Here is a 17141-nt window from a genome sequence, read left to right as displayed (position 1 = left end):
AAAAAATAAAATTTCTTGAAAATACTATCTAATTTCTCTACAAGCGAAATACCTCATCGCATCAATTTATATAAAATCTGACCCTTATTACACTTACTACCAAAAGAAAAGGGATTTTCCAGTCATTAATGTTTTTTAAAAAAAATAGAGGACAAAGTCTGTCCTCTATTTTTGAATGGTGATTTTACTGTTTTTGACTATCATAGCATTCCGATATTCCTTTTAAGAAATACCTTGGCTTGCTAACTCTTTTTTATATTGTTCTGCTTCTGCAACTGTTGAAAGTACAAAATGACCTGGTTGAATTTCATGCATTTCTCTTTCTTGACCATCCAATTCTGCGGTAGGGTCATAAATCTGATGAACTCTTGTACGCTCAATTTCTGGGTCTGGTTCAGGAATCGCAGATAAAAGACTCTTAGTATAAGGATGAATCGGATGGTTATAAACGTCATCTGATGTCCCTACTTCAAGAAGTTTCCCCCAGTGCATAACCCCTATACGATCCGAAATATATTTGACCATTGATAAATCATGGGCAATAAACAAATAGGTTAATCCTTGTTCTCTTTGTAATTCCTGCATCAAATTGACAACTTGAGCTTGAATAGAGACGTCCAAAGCTGAAATTGGTTCATCTGCAATAATAAATTTAGGTTCCACTGCTAGCGCACGTGCAATTCCTATCCTTTGCCTTTGTCCTCCAGAAAATTCATGTGGGTAGCGAGTGAGATGATCTTTGTTAAGACCAACTAAATCTAGCAACTCCTCTACTCGCTTTTCACGCTCTGCTTTAGAAGCTGCGAGTTTGTGAATATCTAGCCCTTCTGCCACAATATCTCGTATTTTCATTCGACCATTTAAACTAGCTTGAGGGTCTTGAAAAATCATCTGGGCATCTTTTCGAAATTCTTTAAGTTCTTTCCCTTTTAAATTAGAGATTGTTTTTCCTGAAAAATCGATTTCACCACCATCGATATCGTATAATTTTAAAATAGCACGCCCAACAGTCGTTTTCCCTGAACCTGATTCCCCCACCAGTCCAAAAACTTCTCCCTCATAAATATCAAAACTAACATTATTAATCGCTTTAACTTCGTTAGATTTTCCTTTATTGAAAGTGAGGGATACATTTTTAAGTTCTACTAACTTTTTTCGACTATCTGTCATCTTAAGCTTCTCCCTTCATCTTTTTCCATTTTTCCCAACGTTTTAATATCGGAGTAGGCGGTGTCACTTTTGGCGCTCTCTCATCTAATAACCAAGTAGCGGCATAATGAGTCTCTGATACTTTAAAAAAAGGTGGTTCTTTCTTATGGTCAATATCCAAGGCAAAGGCATTTCGAGCTGCAAAAGCATCACCTTTTGGCGGATTTAATAAATCTGGTGGCGTTCCTGGAATAGACTGTAAGCTACCTGATACCGTGTCGGTTGTAGGCATTGAATTGAGCAAGCCCCAAGTATATGGATGCTGAGGATTATAAAAAACTTCATCAACTGTCCCATACTCAATAACTTTCCCCGCATACATGACGGCTACACGATCTGCCATTCCAGCCACCACTCCTAAATCATGAGTGATAAAAATAATGGAGGAATCTGTTTCTTTCTGGATCTGCTTCATCAAATTAAGGATTTGAGCTTGAATGGTAACATCTAAAGCGGTTGTTGGTTCATCTGCAATCAAAATCTCTGGATTAGTTGCTAGAGCAATTGCAATAACTGCCCGTTGGCGCATTCCGCCAGACCATTGATGTGGATAATCATCAATATGCTCTTCAGCATTTGGAATTCCCACATTTTTCATAATCTGTAATGCTCGTTCTAAGGCAACTTTCTTATCAACTTTTTCATGCTTAATAATTGGTTCTGCAATTTGCATCCCAATTTTCATTGTAGGATCTAAACTGGTCATTGGATCTTGGAAAATCATTGCGATTTCATTTCCTCGAATCTCCACCCAGTCTTCTTCTTTTAGGGCATTAAGATTCCGTCCTTTAAACTGTATATCTCCTGTAATTTCAGCGTTTTTAGCAGAGAGACCCATTAAAGTACGAGTTGTCACAGATTTCCCTGAACCCGACTCTCCCACAATCGCAAGGGTTTCTCCTTTATTAAGATGAAAATTAACATCACGAATAGCTCGAACTTCACCTGCATAGGTATGAAAACTAACATGAAGATTATTGACTTCTAAAATTTTTTCTTGACTCATTCCACTCCCCCTTAGTCTTGACTTGATTTAGGATCAAAGGCATCACGTAAACCATCTCCTAAAAGAATGAAGGCTAAAGAAATCAACACCAATGCCACTGATGGTAAAATAATTTGATATGGATAATATTGTAAATTTTCAATAGAATCAGAAATTAAGGTTCCAAGTGAGGCAACAGGTGGTTTTACACCAAGGTTAATAGCAGACAGCACTGCCTCGTACATGATTGCAGATGGCACTGTCATCATAACTTGTACAATGATAATTCCTGAAATATTAGGTAGGATATGTTTAAAAGCAATCACAGGACCAGACTCACCTAGTGAGCGGGCTGCTAATACAAACTCTCGCTCTCTATAAGACAAGGTCATATTGCGGACTTGACGTGCCATAGACGTCCATCCTGTCAGTCCAATAGACAAGACGATAGAGAAAATTCCATTTCCGAGTAATAGACCTAGCATGGTAACAATAATCAAATTAGGAACAGACGAAATGATTTCGATAATCCTTTGCATTACTAGGTCGGTTTTTCCACCAATATAACCAGAAATTAAGCCATAAATCACACCTATAGACAAGTCGATAAGAGTTGCTGCAATCGCAACTAAAAGCGAAATACGTACCCCTACGATAATACGTTTCCCTAAGCTACGTCCTAAACTATCTGTTCCGAATAAAAAACGTTCTCCATCTGGTACAGATTGATCTGTATAAACATCTGACACATAGTCCGATCCAGGTGTTTGTAATTTGCCATCCCAACCTGGAAGATTGAAGGCGCTTTTAGGTGGTAAATTACCATAGGTTGCTACCTTATCGGGATCAAAAGCATTAGCAGATTTTTGTGGCACAAAAATGGTTGAAGCTAGTGAAAACAAGATAAGCCCCACTAGAAACCACATTGAAATGACTGCTAATTTATTTTTTTTCAAACGTCGCCAAGCATCTTGTAGAAAAGAAAGCGTCGGCTTTTCAATTTTTTCTTGTGTACTTGTATTGCCAACTCCAACAAGTACAAATTTTTCTTTTTTATCTGCCATCATTTCCTCCTACTTCAGACGAACACGTGGATCAACAATACTAGTCACAATATCTGTTAAAAGAATCATTACCATTAACATCAATGAATAAACAATTGTTGTTCCCATAATAACTGGATAATCTTTGGTTGGGATAGAACTCACAAACTGTTGTCCAATACCTGGAATTGAAAACATGGTCTCAATCAAGACAGATCCTGTCAAAAGATTGGCTGCTAAAGGACCCACCAGTGTCAAAACTGGAATCATTGAGTTTCTATAAGCATGTCGTCTCACAACTTGTCTTTCTGTTAAACCTTTTGCACGCGCTAATTGGATATAATCTGAATTGAGTGTCTCAATCATTTCACTACGGACAAATCGGGTCACTGTAGCAAAGGTTGGAATTCCTAAAGCGATACTCGGTAAAACTGTTTGTGAAAACGTCCCCCATCCAGATACCGGAAATAGTTGCAGGCGATAACCTAAGATATTTAATAAAAAAACAGCTGTTACAAAAGAAGGAATAGAATATCCTAAAGTTGAAATCACACTCAATACAGCATCAATTTTATCATTTTTATGTCTTGCTGAAATCGCACCAACGACTATTCCTGTTACAAGACCAAATAACAGAGCTTGAAGGCCTAGTTGAGCAGAAACACCTAAGCGTTGTGAGATTAACATACTAACCGGTTGGTTGGCATATTGATAACTTGTTCCAAAATCACCTTGCAAGATATCTGTTAAATATTTTAGGTATTGTTGCCAAACAGGCTTATCTAAGCCATATTGTTCACTTAATTGTGCCAGCATTTCTGGTGTCAATTTTGGGTTATTAAAGGGTGTTCCAGGCATCACTTGCATCATAAAAAATGAAACAGTAATGATCACCCACAACGTTATGGATAATATCCCCAAACGTTTCAATATATATTTAATCATATCAATTCCTTTTCTTGATTTTTATTAGGCTTATTTAAGCAAAAACAAGAACTGGCGAAAGCCAATTCTTGCCATTGAAAATCTAACTTATGTGATTAGATTTATTCTTTGTATGCATAAATGTAATCAACATTCAAACCAGTTGTGTTGCGAATAACACCTTTAAGTTTTGGATTTTGGAGCGATTTACCACCACGGAAATAAAGTGGGTTAATATTTGCTTCGTCAAATAACGCTTTTTCCGCCGCTTTATAGTTTTCCGCTGCTTTCACTGTATCTAGAGCATTTGTTGTAATCGCTTCTTTATAAGCTTTATCGTAGGCTGCATTGCTAAATTTACCATCATTATTGGCTGAGTCTGATGTAAACAAACCATAGAAAGTTGATCCTTCTGGATAATCTCCACCCCACAATGAGACAACAATATCAAAGTTCTGTGAACGAGAATCTTGAATGCGTTGCTTAAATGGTACAAATTTTGTCTCAATGGTTAAACCAGGAAGGGCTTTTTGCCATGCTCCTTGAAGATATTCAAGAGTTGATTTAGCTGCTGGGGAGTCTGCATCACCTGTAATCGTTAGGGTAACAGAACTTTCGCCGATTTCTTTCAAGCCTTCTTCAAACAACTGTTTAGCTTTTGCTTCATCATAAGTATAACCTGGTGCAACCATTTCTGAAAGGTCCTTACCATCTACTGTAGCCAAGGCATAAGGTGCTAAACCTGTTGCAGGACGAGAACCAGTTGGTACAACTGTATTGACCAAACCTTCACGGTTTGTAGCTAAGTTCAAGGCTTGACGAATTTTCTTATTAGCTAAAGCTTTATTGGTTCCAGTTTGGTTATATTGCATATAAGCTGTCGTTGCTTCTGGGACTGGTACCAAGTTTTTATCTTTTTGGTTTGCCTTGTAAGTCGCTGGAGTATTTGAAATATTAGCTGCATCCAGTTGACCTTGTTTATACATTTGAACAGCTGTTTCTGGTTTTTTAACGACTTGGTAGTTAATCGTCTCTGTTTTAACTTTATCTGCGTTCCAATAGTTTTTATTTTTAACCAGTTTGAAGGAGTTGTTTGTTCCATTCCAACCTTCAAAAACATATGGACCTGAATAAATTTGATTTTCAGAAGTTGTTCCATATTTATCGCCAGCTTTTTCCACAAATGATTTTTTCTGTGGAAGGAAACTTGTAAATGAAAGGAAATACTTCATTTGAGGTGATGGCGCAGACAAGGTAAAGATGACTTTATTCCCCTCAGCCTTAACACCAAGCTCATCTAAATTCTTAACAGTTCCTTCATTAATTTCTTTAGCATTTTTGACATTAGACTCTACTGCAAGATAGGCATACTCTGAAGCTGTCTTAGGATCTAAGATACGTTGCCAAGAATAAACAAAGTCTTCTGCTGTCAAATCAGAACCATCTGACCACTTAAGGCCATCACGAAGAGTAGCTGTATAAGTTAGACCATCTTCTGAAATATCTAGCTTCTCTGCCAAATCAGGCACTAATTCTCCTTTTTCGTCAACGCGTAGAAGGTTACCACCTGTATTTCCCAAAATAAGACCTGAATAAGTGTCAGTGTATTTTGAGGTATCTAGTGTTGTAATCTCTGTCGGCATTGAGACATTGATTGCTTTGTCGTCAGATGTTGATTTTCCACCGCAAGCCACTAAGACTGTAGTAGAAACAAGTGCGATAGCACCGAAAGCTAGACGCTTCCATGTTTTTGTTGAAACCATTGTACTTCCCCCAATAAACTTTTTCTTATAGAAAATTATACCATATTTTTCAGAATGTAAACGGTATTATTCTGAAAATTTTTAGTATTTTTAAAGATTTAACTTTGAAATGGTCAAAAAAGCTGAAATGAGAACATGATCTATTTTATGATATAATGGAGAAGATTGAAAAAAAAGGAAATAAATGATGAAAAAAATAGTACTCTTCTTAACCGTTTTGTTGTCTTCATTTTTAGCAGTATCGGCATCTGCTGACTCATTTGATGTCTCTGCTAAACACGCTATCGCCATTGAGACAACAACTGGAAAAATTCTCTATGAAAAAAAGGCTGAACAAACAGCTCCTATCGCTTCTATTACAAAACTCTTAACCATCTATTTGGTCTATCAAGAAATTGATCAAGGAAATCTAACTTGGGAAACCAAGGTTCCCATCTCAGACTATGCTTATAATCTCACCACTAATTCAGAAGCTAGTAATGTTCCCCTAGAAGCTAGAGAATACACTGTTAAACAACTGGTTACTGCTAGTTTAGTTGCCAGCGCTAATAGTGCTGCGATTGCTTTGGCTGAACAAATCGCTGGGTCCGAACCACAATTTGTGGATAAAATGCGCGCCCAACTAGAAGAATGGGGAATTACAGATTATCAAATCGTTAACGCTTCTGGACTGAACAACGAAGTTTTAGGGGATAATATTTACCCAGGTACAGCCAAGGATGCTGAAAATCGCTTGTCAGCAAAAAGTCTGGCTATTATTGCTCAACATCTCATTACAGAATACCCTGATGTCTTATCTATAACATCAAAACCTACTGCTCAATTTGCTGGAATGACCTTAACATCAACCAACTACATGTTAAAAGATCAACCTTACTACCGAGAAGGAGTGGATGGTCTAAAAACTGGAACAACTGATGCTGCTGGTCAATCTTTCGTTGCCAGTTCGACAGAAAACAATATGTCTATCATCACGGTTGTTCTCAACGCCGATAACTCTGATAGCAACGATTTTGCGCGTTTTGTGGCGACTAATGAATTACTAAACTACGTTAATTTAAACTATGAAATGACCACCGTCCTAGGAAAAGGTAAGTCCTTTAAAACCAGTCAAGCTACTGTTGTTGATGGTAAGCAAAAAACCATTACCGCCGTTGCCAAAGAGGACTTAAAAGCTGTCCAACTCAAACACAGTGAGTCTAAAAATAATCTCAACTTTTCTAGTAGTAGCGAAGGATACCTTGCTCCCATTCAACAAGGACAAGTTGTTGGAAAAGCAATTTTTAAAGATGATGACATTGTAGGCTCTGGCTATATCGGAGAGGCCCCTAGTGTTGAGATGGTTGCTCAAGAAAATTTAAAACGTAGTATCTTTTTCAAAGTTTGGTGGAATCATTTTGTTAAATATGTTAATGAAAAACTTTAAAAAATATAGCCTCATTTTTATCCTATACTTTTGTAGCATCTGTTTTCCTATCATCACTAAAGCATCTGAGCTACCAACCATTAAAGCTGAACAAGCATTAGCGGTTGAGATGTCAACGGGAAAAATTCTTTATCAAAAAAATGCTGATAAAAAAGTACCTATAGCCAGTATCACAAAACTCCTTACCATCTATTTGGTTTATCAAGATATTGAGCGTCACAAACTGAGCTGGTCTACTAAGGTAAGCATCTCAGACTATGCTTATCAACTTTTAGACAATAAAGAACTCAGCAATGTTCCTATGTCTAAACGTGAGTACACAGTTAAAGAACTTGTTGAAGCCGCTCTTGTTTCTAGTTCAAATACCGCAGCCATTGCCTTGGCCGAGCATATTTCAGGTTCTGAAAGTCAATTTGTTAATCGCATGCGAGACCAATTGGATAGTTGGGGGATTACCAATCATCTGATTGTGAATGCTTCTGGATTAAATAATAAATATCTTGGTAAAAATATCTATCCTGGCAGCAAAACTTCCGATGAAAATCTTCTTTCTGCCAAAGATTTAGCCACTATAGCTAGGCATCTCTTAACTGACTTCCCTGAAATTCTCACTATTACAAGCCAAGCTAAGATTTCCTTTGACGGACAAACCGTAACGTCCTCTAATCAAATGCTACCAAGCATGGCTAAAGCTTATAGTGGCATTGATGGCTTAAAAACGGGAACAACTGAACAATCTGGTCCTTCCTTTATAGCTACCGCTACCATCAATCAGATGCGTGTTTTTACCATCATCTTACATGCTACAGATAACGACGATGACTACAATCGCTTCACTGAAACAGCTCATCTTTTAGACTATATCAAACAGCATTTTGAACTCAGCACTATCCTAAAAAAAGGCCAAGCAAAACAAAGTACCGTCACTATTTTGGATGGCAAGACTAATAAAGTTACCCTAGTAGCACAAAGTAATCTTACTATTGTCAAAGAAAAAGATAAAACGCTAGAAAAACTGACCTTTACTCCCCTAAAATCAGTCATTACCGCACCTATCGAAAAAAATCAAACCTTAGGAAAAGTGACTTATGGAGATGATCAAAAAGATTATCTTGAAGAAGAACTGGTCAGCGTTAATATGAACAGCCCAATAGCCATCGAAGAATCTGATTTTGGTAAGATTTTTCCATTAGACCTCCAATCCTCTTTATAAATCAAAAAAAGTCAAACATTTATTTGTTTGACTTTTTGTTTTTTCCTAAAAGGCTCTATTGTTTATCCGACAGACCCTTCCATTTCATAGCTGATTAAACGGTTAAGCTCAACAGCATATTCCATCGGAAGTTCCTTGGTAAATGGTTCAACAAATCCCATAACAATCATCTCTGTCGCTTCTTGCTCTGACAAGCCTCGACTCATGAGATAATAAAGTTGTTCCTCTGAAATTTTTGAAACTTTCGCTTCGTGCTCAAGGGCAACTTGAGAGTTATGGATTTCATTAAATGGGATAGTATCAGATTTTGATAAGTCATCCATAATAATCGTATCACACTCAATATGACTGACCGATTTTGCTGAATTTTTAGCAAAAGTGACCTGTCCACGATAATTGACTTCACCTCCACCTTTTGCAATCGATTTTGACACAATAGATGATGATGTACGTGGCGCATTATGGATCATCTTAGCACCTGTATCTTGATTTTGCCCTGCATTAGCAAATGCAATCGAGAGCATGGTTCCACGAGCTCCCTCACCATCCAAATAAACAGATGGGTATTTCATAGTGGTCTTAGCACCAAGGTTACCATCGATCCACTCAACCGTCGCATCTTTTGTCGCACGTGCACGTTTGGTTACTAAGTTGTAAACATTATCAGACCAGTTTTGAATAGTCGTATAGCGCATATAAGCACCATCCAATGCAAAAATTTCTACAATAGCAGCATGGAGACTGTTACTAGAGTAAGTTGGAGCTGTACATCCTTCAACATAATGAACACTTGCACCTTCATCAACAATAATCAAAGTCCGTTCAAATTGTCCAGTATTTTCATTGTTAATACGGAAATACGTTTGAAGTGGAATGTCCACCTTAACTCCTTTTGGAACATAAATAAACGTCCCACCAGACCATACAGCTGAGTTTAGAGCAGCTAACTTATTATCAGTTGGCGGCACCAATTTTGCAAAATACTGCTTAAACAAATCTGGATATTCTTTCAAAGCAGAGTCTGTATCTGTAAAGATAATGCCTAACTTTTCAAACTCTTCTTTCATGTTGTGGTAAACCACTTCAGATTCATACTGAGCAGAAGCTCCTGCTAGATAAGCACGTTCTGCTTCTGGAATCCCAATACGCTCAAAAGTCTCTTTAATTTTTTCTGGAACATCTTCCCATGAACGCGCTGGTCTGTCAGATGCTTTTTGATAATAAATAATATCATCAAAATTAATATCAGAAAGATCTGGTCCCCATTCTTGCATGGGCATTTTATTAAAGGTTTCAAGAGATTTCAAACGGAAATCTAACATCCACTCAGGTTCATTTTTAGCAGCTGATAACTCACGGACAACTGCTTCTGTCAATCCCTTACCTGTTGAGATAAGAGGAGTGACATCGTCATGAAAGCCAAATTTATATTCACCAAGATCAATCGGCTTTGGCTCTACCTTTTCATTTTCAGACATAACAATCCTTTCTTATCATCCGACAAAATCTTTCAAATAGAAAACAAAAGAGTTTTGTCAGTTGCGTTTTTTATGATTAAAATCTATAAGATTTTTTATCGGTTAATTTTCTTCAAGTGCTTTTCGCAAGGCATTCCAAGCTAGTGTCGAGCATTTGATTCGTTGAGGAAACTTAGAAACACCTGCTAATAGGGAAGCTTCTCCCAAAGATTTTTGTCTGCTGTCCACCTTTCCTTGAACCATCTCAGAAAAAATATCCGCTAACTCTAAAGCTTCAGCTCTGCTTTTTCCTAAAACAGCATCCGTCATCATACTAGAAGAGGCTGTTGAAATCGTACACCCATCTCCTGCAAAAGCAATATCTGCAATACGATCATCCTCTAGTTTAACAGATAAACTAATCACATCCCCACAGGTCGGGTTGTTCAGATTAATCTGCTCAACTCCTTCTAAAAAACCATGGTGGTGGGGGTGTTTGGAATGATCAGCTACTACTGCCATATAAAGAGAGTCTAATTTAGAGAGTGCCATGGAAAAACTCCTTTGTCTTTTCTATTGCTTCAACCAACTTGTCACAATCTTCTTTGGTATTATAAATATAAAAACTAGCTCTGGCAGCCGATGAAATTCCTAGATGATGAATCAAAGGTTGGGCACAATGGTGTCCTGCTCGTACTGCAACACCCTCGTAATCAAGAGCTGTTGCGACATCATGAGGATGTAGCCCATCTAGATTAAATGCTATCACACCACTGTGCTCTTTGGTTTCTTGTGGCCCATAAACTGTTAGCCCTTCAATCGCTTGAAGTTTTGGTAAGACATAATCCACTAACTCTTGTTCATAAGCATGAATAGCATCCATACCGATGCCTGTTAAATAATCCACCGCAGCTCCTAAAGCAATTGCCCCAGCAATGTTAGGAGTTCCAGCTTCAAATTTCCAAGGCAACTCTTTCCATGTTGCTTCTTGTTCATAAACAAAGTCAATCATCTCTCCACCAAATTCAACAGGTGACATGGTATTCAATAGCTCTTGCTTACCATAGAGAACTCCAATTCCCGTTGGACCCATCATCTTATGGCCAGAAAAAGCAAAGAAATCACAGTCTAAATCCTGAACATCAATCTTCATATGAGGAATAGACTGAGCCCCATCCACAATCATGTAGGCTCCTACTTGATGAGCTAACTCAGCAATCTCTTTAACAGGATTCGTACAACCAAGAACATTTGAAACATGAGCAATGCTAACAAATTTTGTTTTAGAGCTTAACTTTGATCGTAAATCATCCAAATCTAATTGGCCATCTTTTAGATAGACATAGGTCAGCTTTGCACCGGTTTTGCGGCAGACTTCTTGCCAAGGAATGATATTAGAATGATGTTCCATAATAGAAATCATCACCTCATCTCCTTTTGATAGTTGTTCTGTTGCAAATTGTGCAACCCAGTTTAGACCAGTTGTCGTCCCTCTGGTAAAAAGGATTTCCTTTGAAGTTTTGGCATTGATGAAAGCACGTATTTTTTCACGCGCAGCCTCGTAGTCTGCAGTCGCCCGCTCTGCCAAGGTATGAACTCCACGGTGGACATTAGCATTATTAGTTTCATAGTAATGGGTCAATGTCTCCAAAACTTGTTTCGGTTTTTGTGTTGTGGCGGCATTATCAAGGTAAACTAAGGGCTCATCATGAACTGATTGGTCTAAAATTGGAAAATCCTCTCGGATATGGTAACTATCAAATTGGCTCATCTTTTATCTCTTATCTAATTTTTTATCCAAGACAGCAATCATTTCATCACGAACTTCTTTGACAGGAATCTCTGTAATGACTGCTCCTAGGAAACCGCGGATAACCAAGCGTTCTGCAGTAACTTGATCAATACCACGACTCATCAGGTAATACATATCTTCAGGATCAACCTGACCAATAGAAGCAGCATGGCCTGCTGTCACTTCATTTTCATCAATTAAAAGAATCGGATTGGCATCACTTCGTGCCTTATCTGATAACATCAAGACACGGCTTTCTTGTTGTGCATCTGCTCCTTTTGCTCCTTTAATGATATGACCAATTCCATTAAATGTCAATGTCCCACGTTCTAAGATAACCCCATGTTGCAAAATGTGCCCTACAGAATTGTGTCCATAGTTGGTCACACGGGTATCAATCCCTTGAACTTGACGACCGCTTGATGCAGCAACCACTTTAAGATTAGCGTGACTGCCGTTTCCGATAAGATCACTATCAAAATCTGCGACGACATTTCCTTCATTCATCACACCAAGTGCCCAGTCAATGCTAGCATCATTGCCTAGACGTCCTCTACGACTAATAAAAGTTGTAACATTTTCACCTAAGCGGTCAATAGCAGAAAACTTCACTTGACTACCTGCCTCAGCAATAACTTCTACTGAAATATTTGCTGAAACTGGTACATCACCTAAACCAATCGTTTCAAAACGTTCTAAGTAATTCACTTTAGAGTGTTTTCCTGCAATCAGTAAAATGTGCTTATTAAAAGGAACAGAAGATGTGCTATCTTGTAGAAAAATTCCCTCTATAGGAAGGTCAATCTCAACATTATCTGGCACATAAAGCACAGCTGCACTATTAAAGTAAGCCGTATGATAAGCCGCAAGCTTATGTTCATCAAAGGCAACCGCAGATCCAAAGTGTTTTTCAATAATCTCTGGAATTTCATCTAGTGCAGAATAAAAATCTGTAAAGACTACCCCTTTTGCTATTAAGTCTGGTGATAATTGCTCCATAACAGTCTGTGTTCCCACTTGAACCAGTTTAGGATTTTCTCCTAAAGCAGTAAAATCTGGAACTGTACCGACTACATCTGTCTCTGTTAATGTCCCGTCACCTAAATTCCAGCGTTGAAACTTGACACGTTCAATTACTGGAAGTGCCAACTCCTCAAGTTTATCAAAAGCTGCTAAACGGCGCTCTTGAAGCCAAATAGGTTCGGCTTTACTTTGTGAGAAGTTTAAAATATTATCTCTTGTCATGTTTACTCCTTATAGAATAAAGGCTGGATTCTTAAACTTCCTCTGTATATTCCAGACCAAGTTCTTCAGCAATTTTAGCATAACCTTCTTTTTCAAGACGCGCTGCCAATTCGGCACCACCTGAGAGAACCACACGTCCATCCATCATAACGTGAACGACATCTGGAGTAATATAATTCAACAAACGTTGGTAGTGTGTAATAATCATGGCACCAAAACCTTCACCACGCATCGCATTAACACCTTTTGAAACGACTTTAAGGGCATCAATATCTAAACCAGAGTCAATCTCATCAAGAAGGGCAAACTTAGGTTCAAGCATCAATAATTGCAAAATCTCATTTCGTTTTTTCTCACCACCTGAGAAACCTTCGTTGAGATAGCGCTCTGCCATTTCTTCTTTCATACCGAGCAATTCCATTTTTTCATCCAACTTGGTGATAAAATCCATGACTGAGATCTTCTCGTCATCTTCTTTACCAGCATTCATGGCCGCACGAATAAACTCTGCATTAGTAATACCTGGAATCTCAGAAGGATATTGCATGGCAAGAAACAAGCCTAGACGTGCACGTTCGTCAACTTCTAATTCTAGAATATTTTCACCATCAAAAAGAATCTCACCCTGAGTGACCTCAAAATTGGGATTTCCCATGATTGCTGCAGATAGCGTGGATTTCCCTGTTCCATTAGGCCCCATGATCGCTGCTACTTCTCCAGTTTTAAGTGTTAAATTCACACCTTTTAAGATTTCTTTATCTTCAATAGAAACATGAAGATCTTTTATTTCAAGTACAGACATTGTACGCTCCTTTCTTGTTTAACAAGAATCATTATAACAAAAAATCACTACTTTCTCTATCAATAGGCTTATGGAAAATCTGATTTCCCTTATATCGTCACAAAACCTCCTCTAATTTTTCAGCATCAAAAAAAGCTCCAAATTGGAGCTTTTAATAACATCCTTATTTTCTTTGCTTACGTTTTTCAAGTACCTCTTGACGATAAGAGCTATTACCGATAAATTTCAACAGATTCAAAACAGGTGTTCTTCCTTCACCTAAAATCTCTAGGTTTTCTACAAAAAGTTCCACAATAATGCCCATTCCAAGAAGAAGTAAAATTCCTCCAATACGACTTGAAACATTGAGCAAAAGAGACGTCAAAGAAAATAACATGGAAATACCATAGACTACCAAAACGGCACCTCGGTGAGTAAAGCCCATAGCAAGCAATCTATGATGGAGATGCATGCGGTCGGCTTCTGAAATTTTCTTTCCAGAAAGCTTACGTCTTAAAATAGCTACTGCTGTGTCAACAATAGGAACTCCCAAAACTAAAACTGGTGATAGAACGGCTACAGCCGTTGCATTTTTTAACCCTTGTAAAGATAAAACACCAATCATAAATCCAATAAAGAGAGCACCTGTATCCCCTAAATAAATGATAGCTGGATTGTAATTATACGGGAAAAAACCTGCAATAGCCATAATCAAAACAAAAATGGTGAGCGTCAAATAAATGTCTGACTTAAAAAGAAAGAAATTAGAAATTAATCCCATTGTTGTCAGAGAAATAATCGCTACTCCTGAAACCAAGCCATCTAAACCATCTAAAAAATTAACAGCATTTGTAATACCTACAATCCAAATCACCGTCACAATAAAAGTGAGTATGGGACTAAACTGAATTAATGGACCACCAAACGGAATTTTAAAACTATCGAATCGAAACTCCGTGAAGTACCAAACTAAAACAGCCGCTAATACAATTCCTATCATCTTTACTCTTGGTTTCAACTCATAAATATCATCTATAAAACCTGTGATGACTATAATAGCCGCGCCTACTACCACAGGTAAAATATAATGAAAATAAGATTGTTCCCAGTTTTTTAAAACAAGTGGCATCAAAATAAGGGTTGCAACCAAAAAAGAGAAAAATATAGACAATCCCCCTGCACTAGGCATAGGAACCTTATTGATACGTCTAGCATTGGGATTGTCAACTGCTCCCACTCTAAAGGATAAAAATCGAACTATAGGCGTCAAAATAAGAGACATCATAAATGCAGCGATTAATACTAAAATATAATCAAGTGTAAAAGCCGTCATAACTTAGTCAATCTCCAGTTGATACTTGAGAGCACTTAGTTGCTCAACAGCTTCATTAGCTAAAATCAATTGAGCATGCTCTGCAAGATAAGGACGTGTTTTTGTAGTATCACTAGAAAATTCTAAAAACCTTGCTTTAACCCATTCTGCATAATAAGGACGTTTTCCTGACAAATCCATTAAAATTGCTAAATAATAGCCTGTCTTATCCTTGTATAATTCTGATAAAGTAATTTCTTCTTGATTTGAGTGAGCAAATCGAATTGCATCTCTAATATCTGAAAAATGTAAAACATAAGCATGGACACCCAAAACCTCTTCTTCCTCTGACTCTTCATCCGCGGAAGAAGACAACCGTTCTTGTTTTTCAGCCTCCTCTAAACGCGCTTGAGCTTCTGGATCACTGACATCTTTCATAGCTTTTTCCAATGTTTTCAAAAGATCTTCAGGTGTCATATCTGAAACGTCATCCAGATCTGCCAAGTCGGGTAAATCCTCCAATTTCATTTCTTTATTAAAATCAGATTTAGTCACAAAAACATCAATATGTTTTGGTTTTGGTGTTACTCTAAAACTTAACATCCCACTATTTTTAAAACTCTCTGGGAGCTCAATTTCATCTAAGATAGAGTAAAAAAATTCCTCTGTTTTTTCTTGTGGTACTAAAAAGTCACTCAACTCCATATCACGTTCTTCCAAATCTTCTAGAGTAATCGTGATTTTAACCGTTGAGTCACTGATAATCTTCATTTCCATATCTTATCTATTCCTCGCACTGTTTATTCATTTTATTATACAGGAAAGCCCCATTTTTTTCAATTTTAAGCAGAAAAGGCTAGGAATATCAATCCCAGCCCTACATTTAGGTTATGCAAGAAAAATACTAAAAGCATAGTAAACCAACAAAAGCAATCCCAAAACAATGCGGTAATAACCAAAAATCTTGAAATCATGTTTTTTAACAAAGTTAGTTAAGAAACGGATAGCAAATAGACTCACCACAAAAGCAACAATCATAGCAAAGCTCAAAATTAACAATTGATCCACTACAAAATGGTGTCCATCTTTAATAAATTTTACAATTTTTAACAAACTTGCTCCAAACATGACAGGAATCCCTAAAAAGAAGGTAAATTCTGTCACAACTGCACGGCTAGTCCCTAACAAAAGCCCTCCGATAATCGTTGCTCCCGAACGACTTGTCCCTGGCATAAGACTTAACAATTGGAATAATCCAATAAAAAGAGCCGTCTGGTAAGATAATTCAGATAAGCTAGTGATTTTTGGTTTCACACCCTTTTGACGATTTTCAATCCAAATAAAAATAAAGCCATATAAAATTAGCATTAAAGCTACCGAAACAAAATTATAAAAGTGCGCCTCAAACCAATCGTCCCATAACAAGCCAGCAATCATCACAGGAATAATAGCAATCACGACTTTAAGCCACAGTTGAAATGTTTCTGTCATCTCAAGCTTCGTCTTACCTGGTTGAAATGGATTAAGACGCTTAAAATAAACCACTACTACCGCCATAATAGCACCTAACTGAATGACAACGTTAAATACATCTAAAAAAGCCTTGTCTTGTCCAGAGAAGTTAATAAACTCTTGAACCAAAATCAAATGCCCCGTACTAGAAACGGGTAGCCACTCAGTGATCCCTTCCACTACTCCAAAAATAAGAGCTTTTAACAATTCAATAATTAACATGATTTCTCCTTATTTTTTCATCGCCTTATTATATCAAATTCCAAAAACATTTAAAAGAGAGAGGACCCTTTTATCATTATGTCCTATCTTGTCTAAAATCGCTCTTATTTTTTATAGTCACTTGTACCTTTGTCAATGATGTGAGACCTAAAATGTTATTTTGAAGCTATCCATTTGTTAAGCTTTACTAGGAGCTAGCTCCTAATAAAGCTTTTCTGATATCGATAGGAGATTTCCATCCTAAAGTTTGCATAGGA

Annotated in this window: 15 protein-coding genes; 2 read left to right on the top strand and 13 right to left on the bottom strand. The window is 37.4% G+C overall.

The features are described from left to right. Positions 1–222 precede the first annotated feature (222 nt). The 5 genes from ACQRDX_RS08115 to ACQRDX_RS08095 all read right to left on the bottom strand — a co-directional run bounded on the left by ACQRDX_RS08115 (position 223) and on the right by ACQRDX_RS08095 (position 5924). Positions 223–1170, bottom strand: coding sequence for an ABC transporter ATP-binding protein (locus ACQRDX_RS08115; RefSeq protein ID WP_354368963.1), 948 nt, complete (start codon positions 1168–1170; stop codon positions 223–225). 1 nt (position 1171) lies between these two features. Beyond that, positions 1172–2215 carry an ABC transporter ATP-binding protein gene (locus ACQRDX_RS08110; RefSeq protein ID WP_427895911.1) on the bottom strand — a complete coding sequence of 348 codons (1044 nt, stop codon included), beginning with the start codon at positions 2213–2215 and terminating at the stop codon, positions 1172–1174. 11 nt (positions 2216–2226) lie between these two features. Then, a complete protein-coding gene (locus ACQRDX_RS08105) occupies positions 2227–3258 on the bottom strand; it encodes an ABC transporter permease (protein ID WP_427895909.1) in 1032 nt (343 codons plus the stop codon). 9 nt (positions 3259–3267) lie between these two features. Further along, on the bottom strand, positions 3268–4182 hold the full coding sequence (locus ACQRDX_RS08100; RefSeq protein WP_427895907.1) for an ABC transporter permease: 915 nt from the start codon (positions 4180–4182) through the stop codon (positions 3268–3270). A 101-nt stretch (positions 4183–4283) separates the two neighbouring features. Further along, entirely contained in the window at positions 4284–5924 is a 1641-nt protein-coding gene (locus tag ACQRDX_RS08095; protein ID WP_427895905.1) for a peptide ABC transporter substrate-binding protein, read from the bottom strand. Between the two features lie 187 nt (positions 5925–6111). On the opposite strand from ACQRDX_RS08095, the gene pbp3 (ACQRDX_RS08090) reads away from it, so the two are divergent. Next, on the top strand, positions 6112–7350 hold the full coding sequence (gene pbp3, locus ACQRDX_RS08090) for a D-alanyl-D-alanine carboxypeptidase PBP3 (RefSeq protein ID WP_427895903.1): 1239 nt from the start codon (positions 6112–6114) through the stop codon (positions 7348–7350). Next, a complete protein-coding gene (gene pbp3, locus ACQRDX_RS08085; RefSeq protein WP_427895913.1) occupies positions 7331–8563 on the top strand; it encodes a D-alanyl-D-alanine carboxypeptidase PBP3 in 1233 nt (410 codons plus the stop codon). Before pbp3 (ACQRDX_RS08090) ends, pbp3 (ACQRDX_RS08085) begins: the two co-directional genes overlap by 20 nt. Positions 8564–8625: 62 nt before the next feature. Here the strand turns inward: pbp3 (ACQRDX_RS08085) and sufB are convergent, their stop codons facing one another. From sufB to ACQRDX_RS08045, 8 genes are all read right to left on the bottom strand, one after another. After that, positions 8626–10041: a Fe-S cluster assembly protein SufB gene (sufB, locus tag ACQRDX_RS08080; RefSeq protein WP_427895901.1), complete on the bottom strand. Its 1416-nt coding sequence runs from the start codon at positions 10039–10041 to the stop codon at positions 8626–8628. Between the two features lie 102 nt (positions 10042–10143). After that, on the bottom strand, positions 10144–10572 hold the full coding sequence (gene sufU / locus ACQRDX_RS08075) for a Fe-S cluster assembly sulfur transfer protein SufU (RefSeq protein ID WP_354368977.1): 429 nt from the start codon (positions 10570–10572) through the stop codon (positions 10144–10146). Beyond that, the gene (locus ACQRDX_RS08070; protein WP_427895899.1) at positions 10559–11791 is read right to left on the bottom strand and encodes a cysteine desulfurase; all 1233 of its coding nucleotides are present in this window, start codon (positions 11789–11791) and stop codon (positions 10559–10561) included. Before ACQRDX_RS08070 ends, sufU begins: the two co-directional genes overlap by 14 nt. 3 nt (positions 11792–11794) lie before the next feature. Beyond that, positions 11795–13057, bottom strand: coding sequence for a Fe-S cluster assembly protein SufD (sufD, locus tag ACQRDX_RS08065; protein WP_427895897.1), 1263 nt, complete (start codon positions 13055–13057; stop codon positions 11795–11797). A 31-nt stretch (positions 13058–13088) separates the two neighbouring features. Beyond that, positions 13089–13859: a Fe-S cluster assembly ATPase SufC gene (gene sufC / locus ACQRDX_RS08060; RefSeq protein ID WP_354368983.1), complete on the bottom strand. Its 771-nt coding sequence runs from the start codon at positions 13857–13859 to the stop codon at positions 13089–13091. Between the two features lie 163 nt (positions 13860–14022). Continuing rightward, the gene (locus tag ACQRDX_RS08055; RefSeq protein WP_427895894.1) at positions 14023–15171 is read right to left on the bottom strand and encodes a glycosyltransferase family 4 protein; all 1149 of its coding nucleotides are present in this window, start codon (positions 15169–15171) and stop codon (positions 14023–14025) included. Between the two features lie 3 nt (positions 15172–15174). Beyond that, positions 15175–15927: an adaptor protein MecA gene (locus tag ACQRDX_RS08050; RefSeq protein ID WP_427895892.1), complete on the bottom strand. Its 753-nt coding sequence runs from the start codon at positions 15925–15927 to the stop codon at positions 15175–15177. 111 nt (positions 15928–16038) lie between these two features. Beyond that, positions 16039–16884, bottom strand: a complete 846-nt coding sequence (locus ACQRDX_RS08045) for an undecaprenyl-diphosphate phosphatase (RefSeq protein WP_427895890.1) — start codon at positions 16882–16884, stop codon at positions 16039–16041. Positions 16885–17141: the final 257 nt, after the last annotated feature.

Origin of the sequence: Streptococcus sp. SGI.013, from assembly GCF_050315295.1 — a bacterium.
GTDB classification, from domain to species: Bacteria; Bacillota; Bacilli; order Lactobacillales; family Streptococcaceae; genus Streptococcus; species Streptococcus porcorum.
The sequence above is the reverse complement of the archived record's forward strand: the minus strand, read 5'-3'. Positions and strand labels throughout refer to the sequence as shown.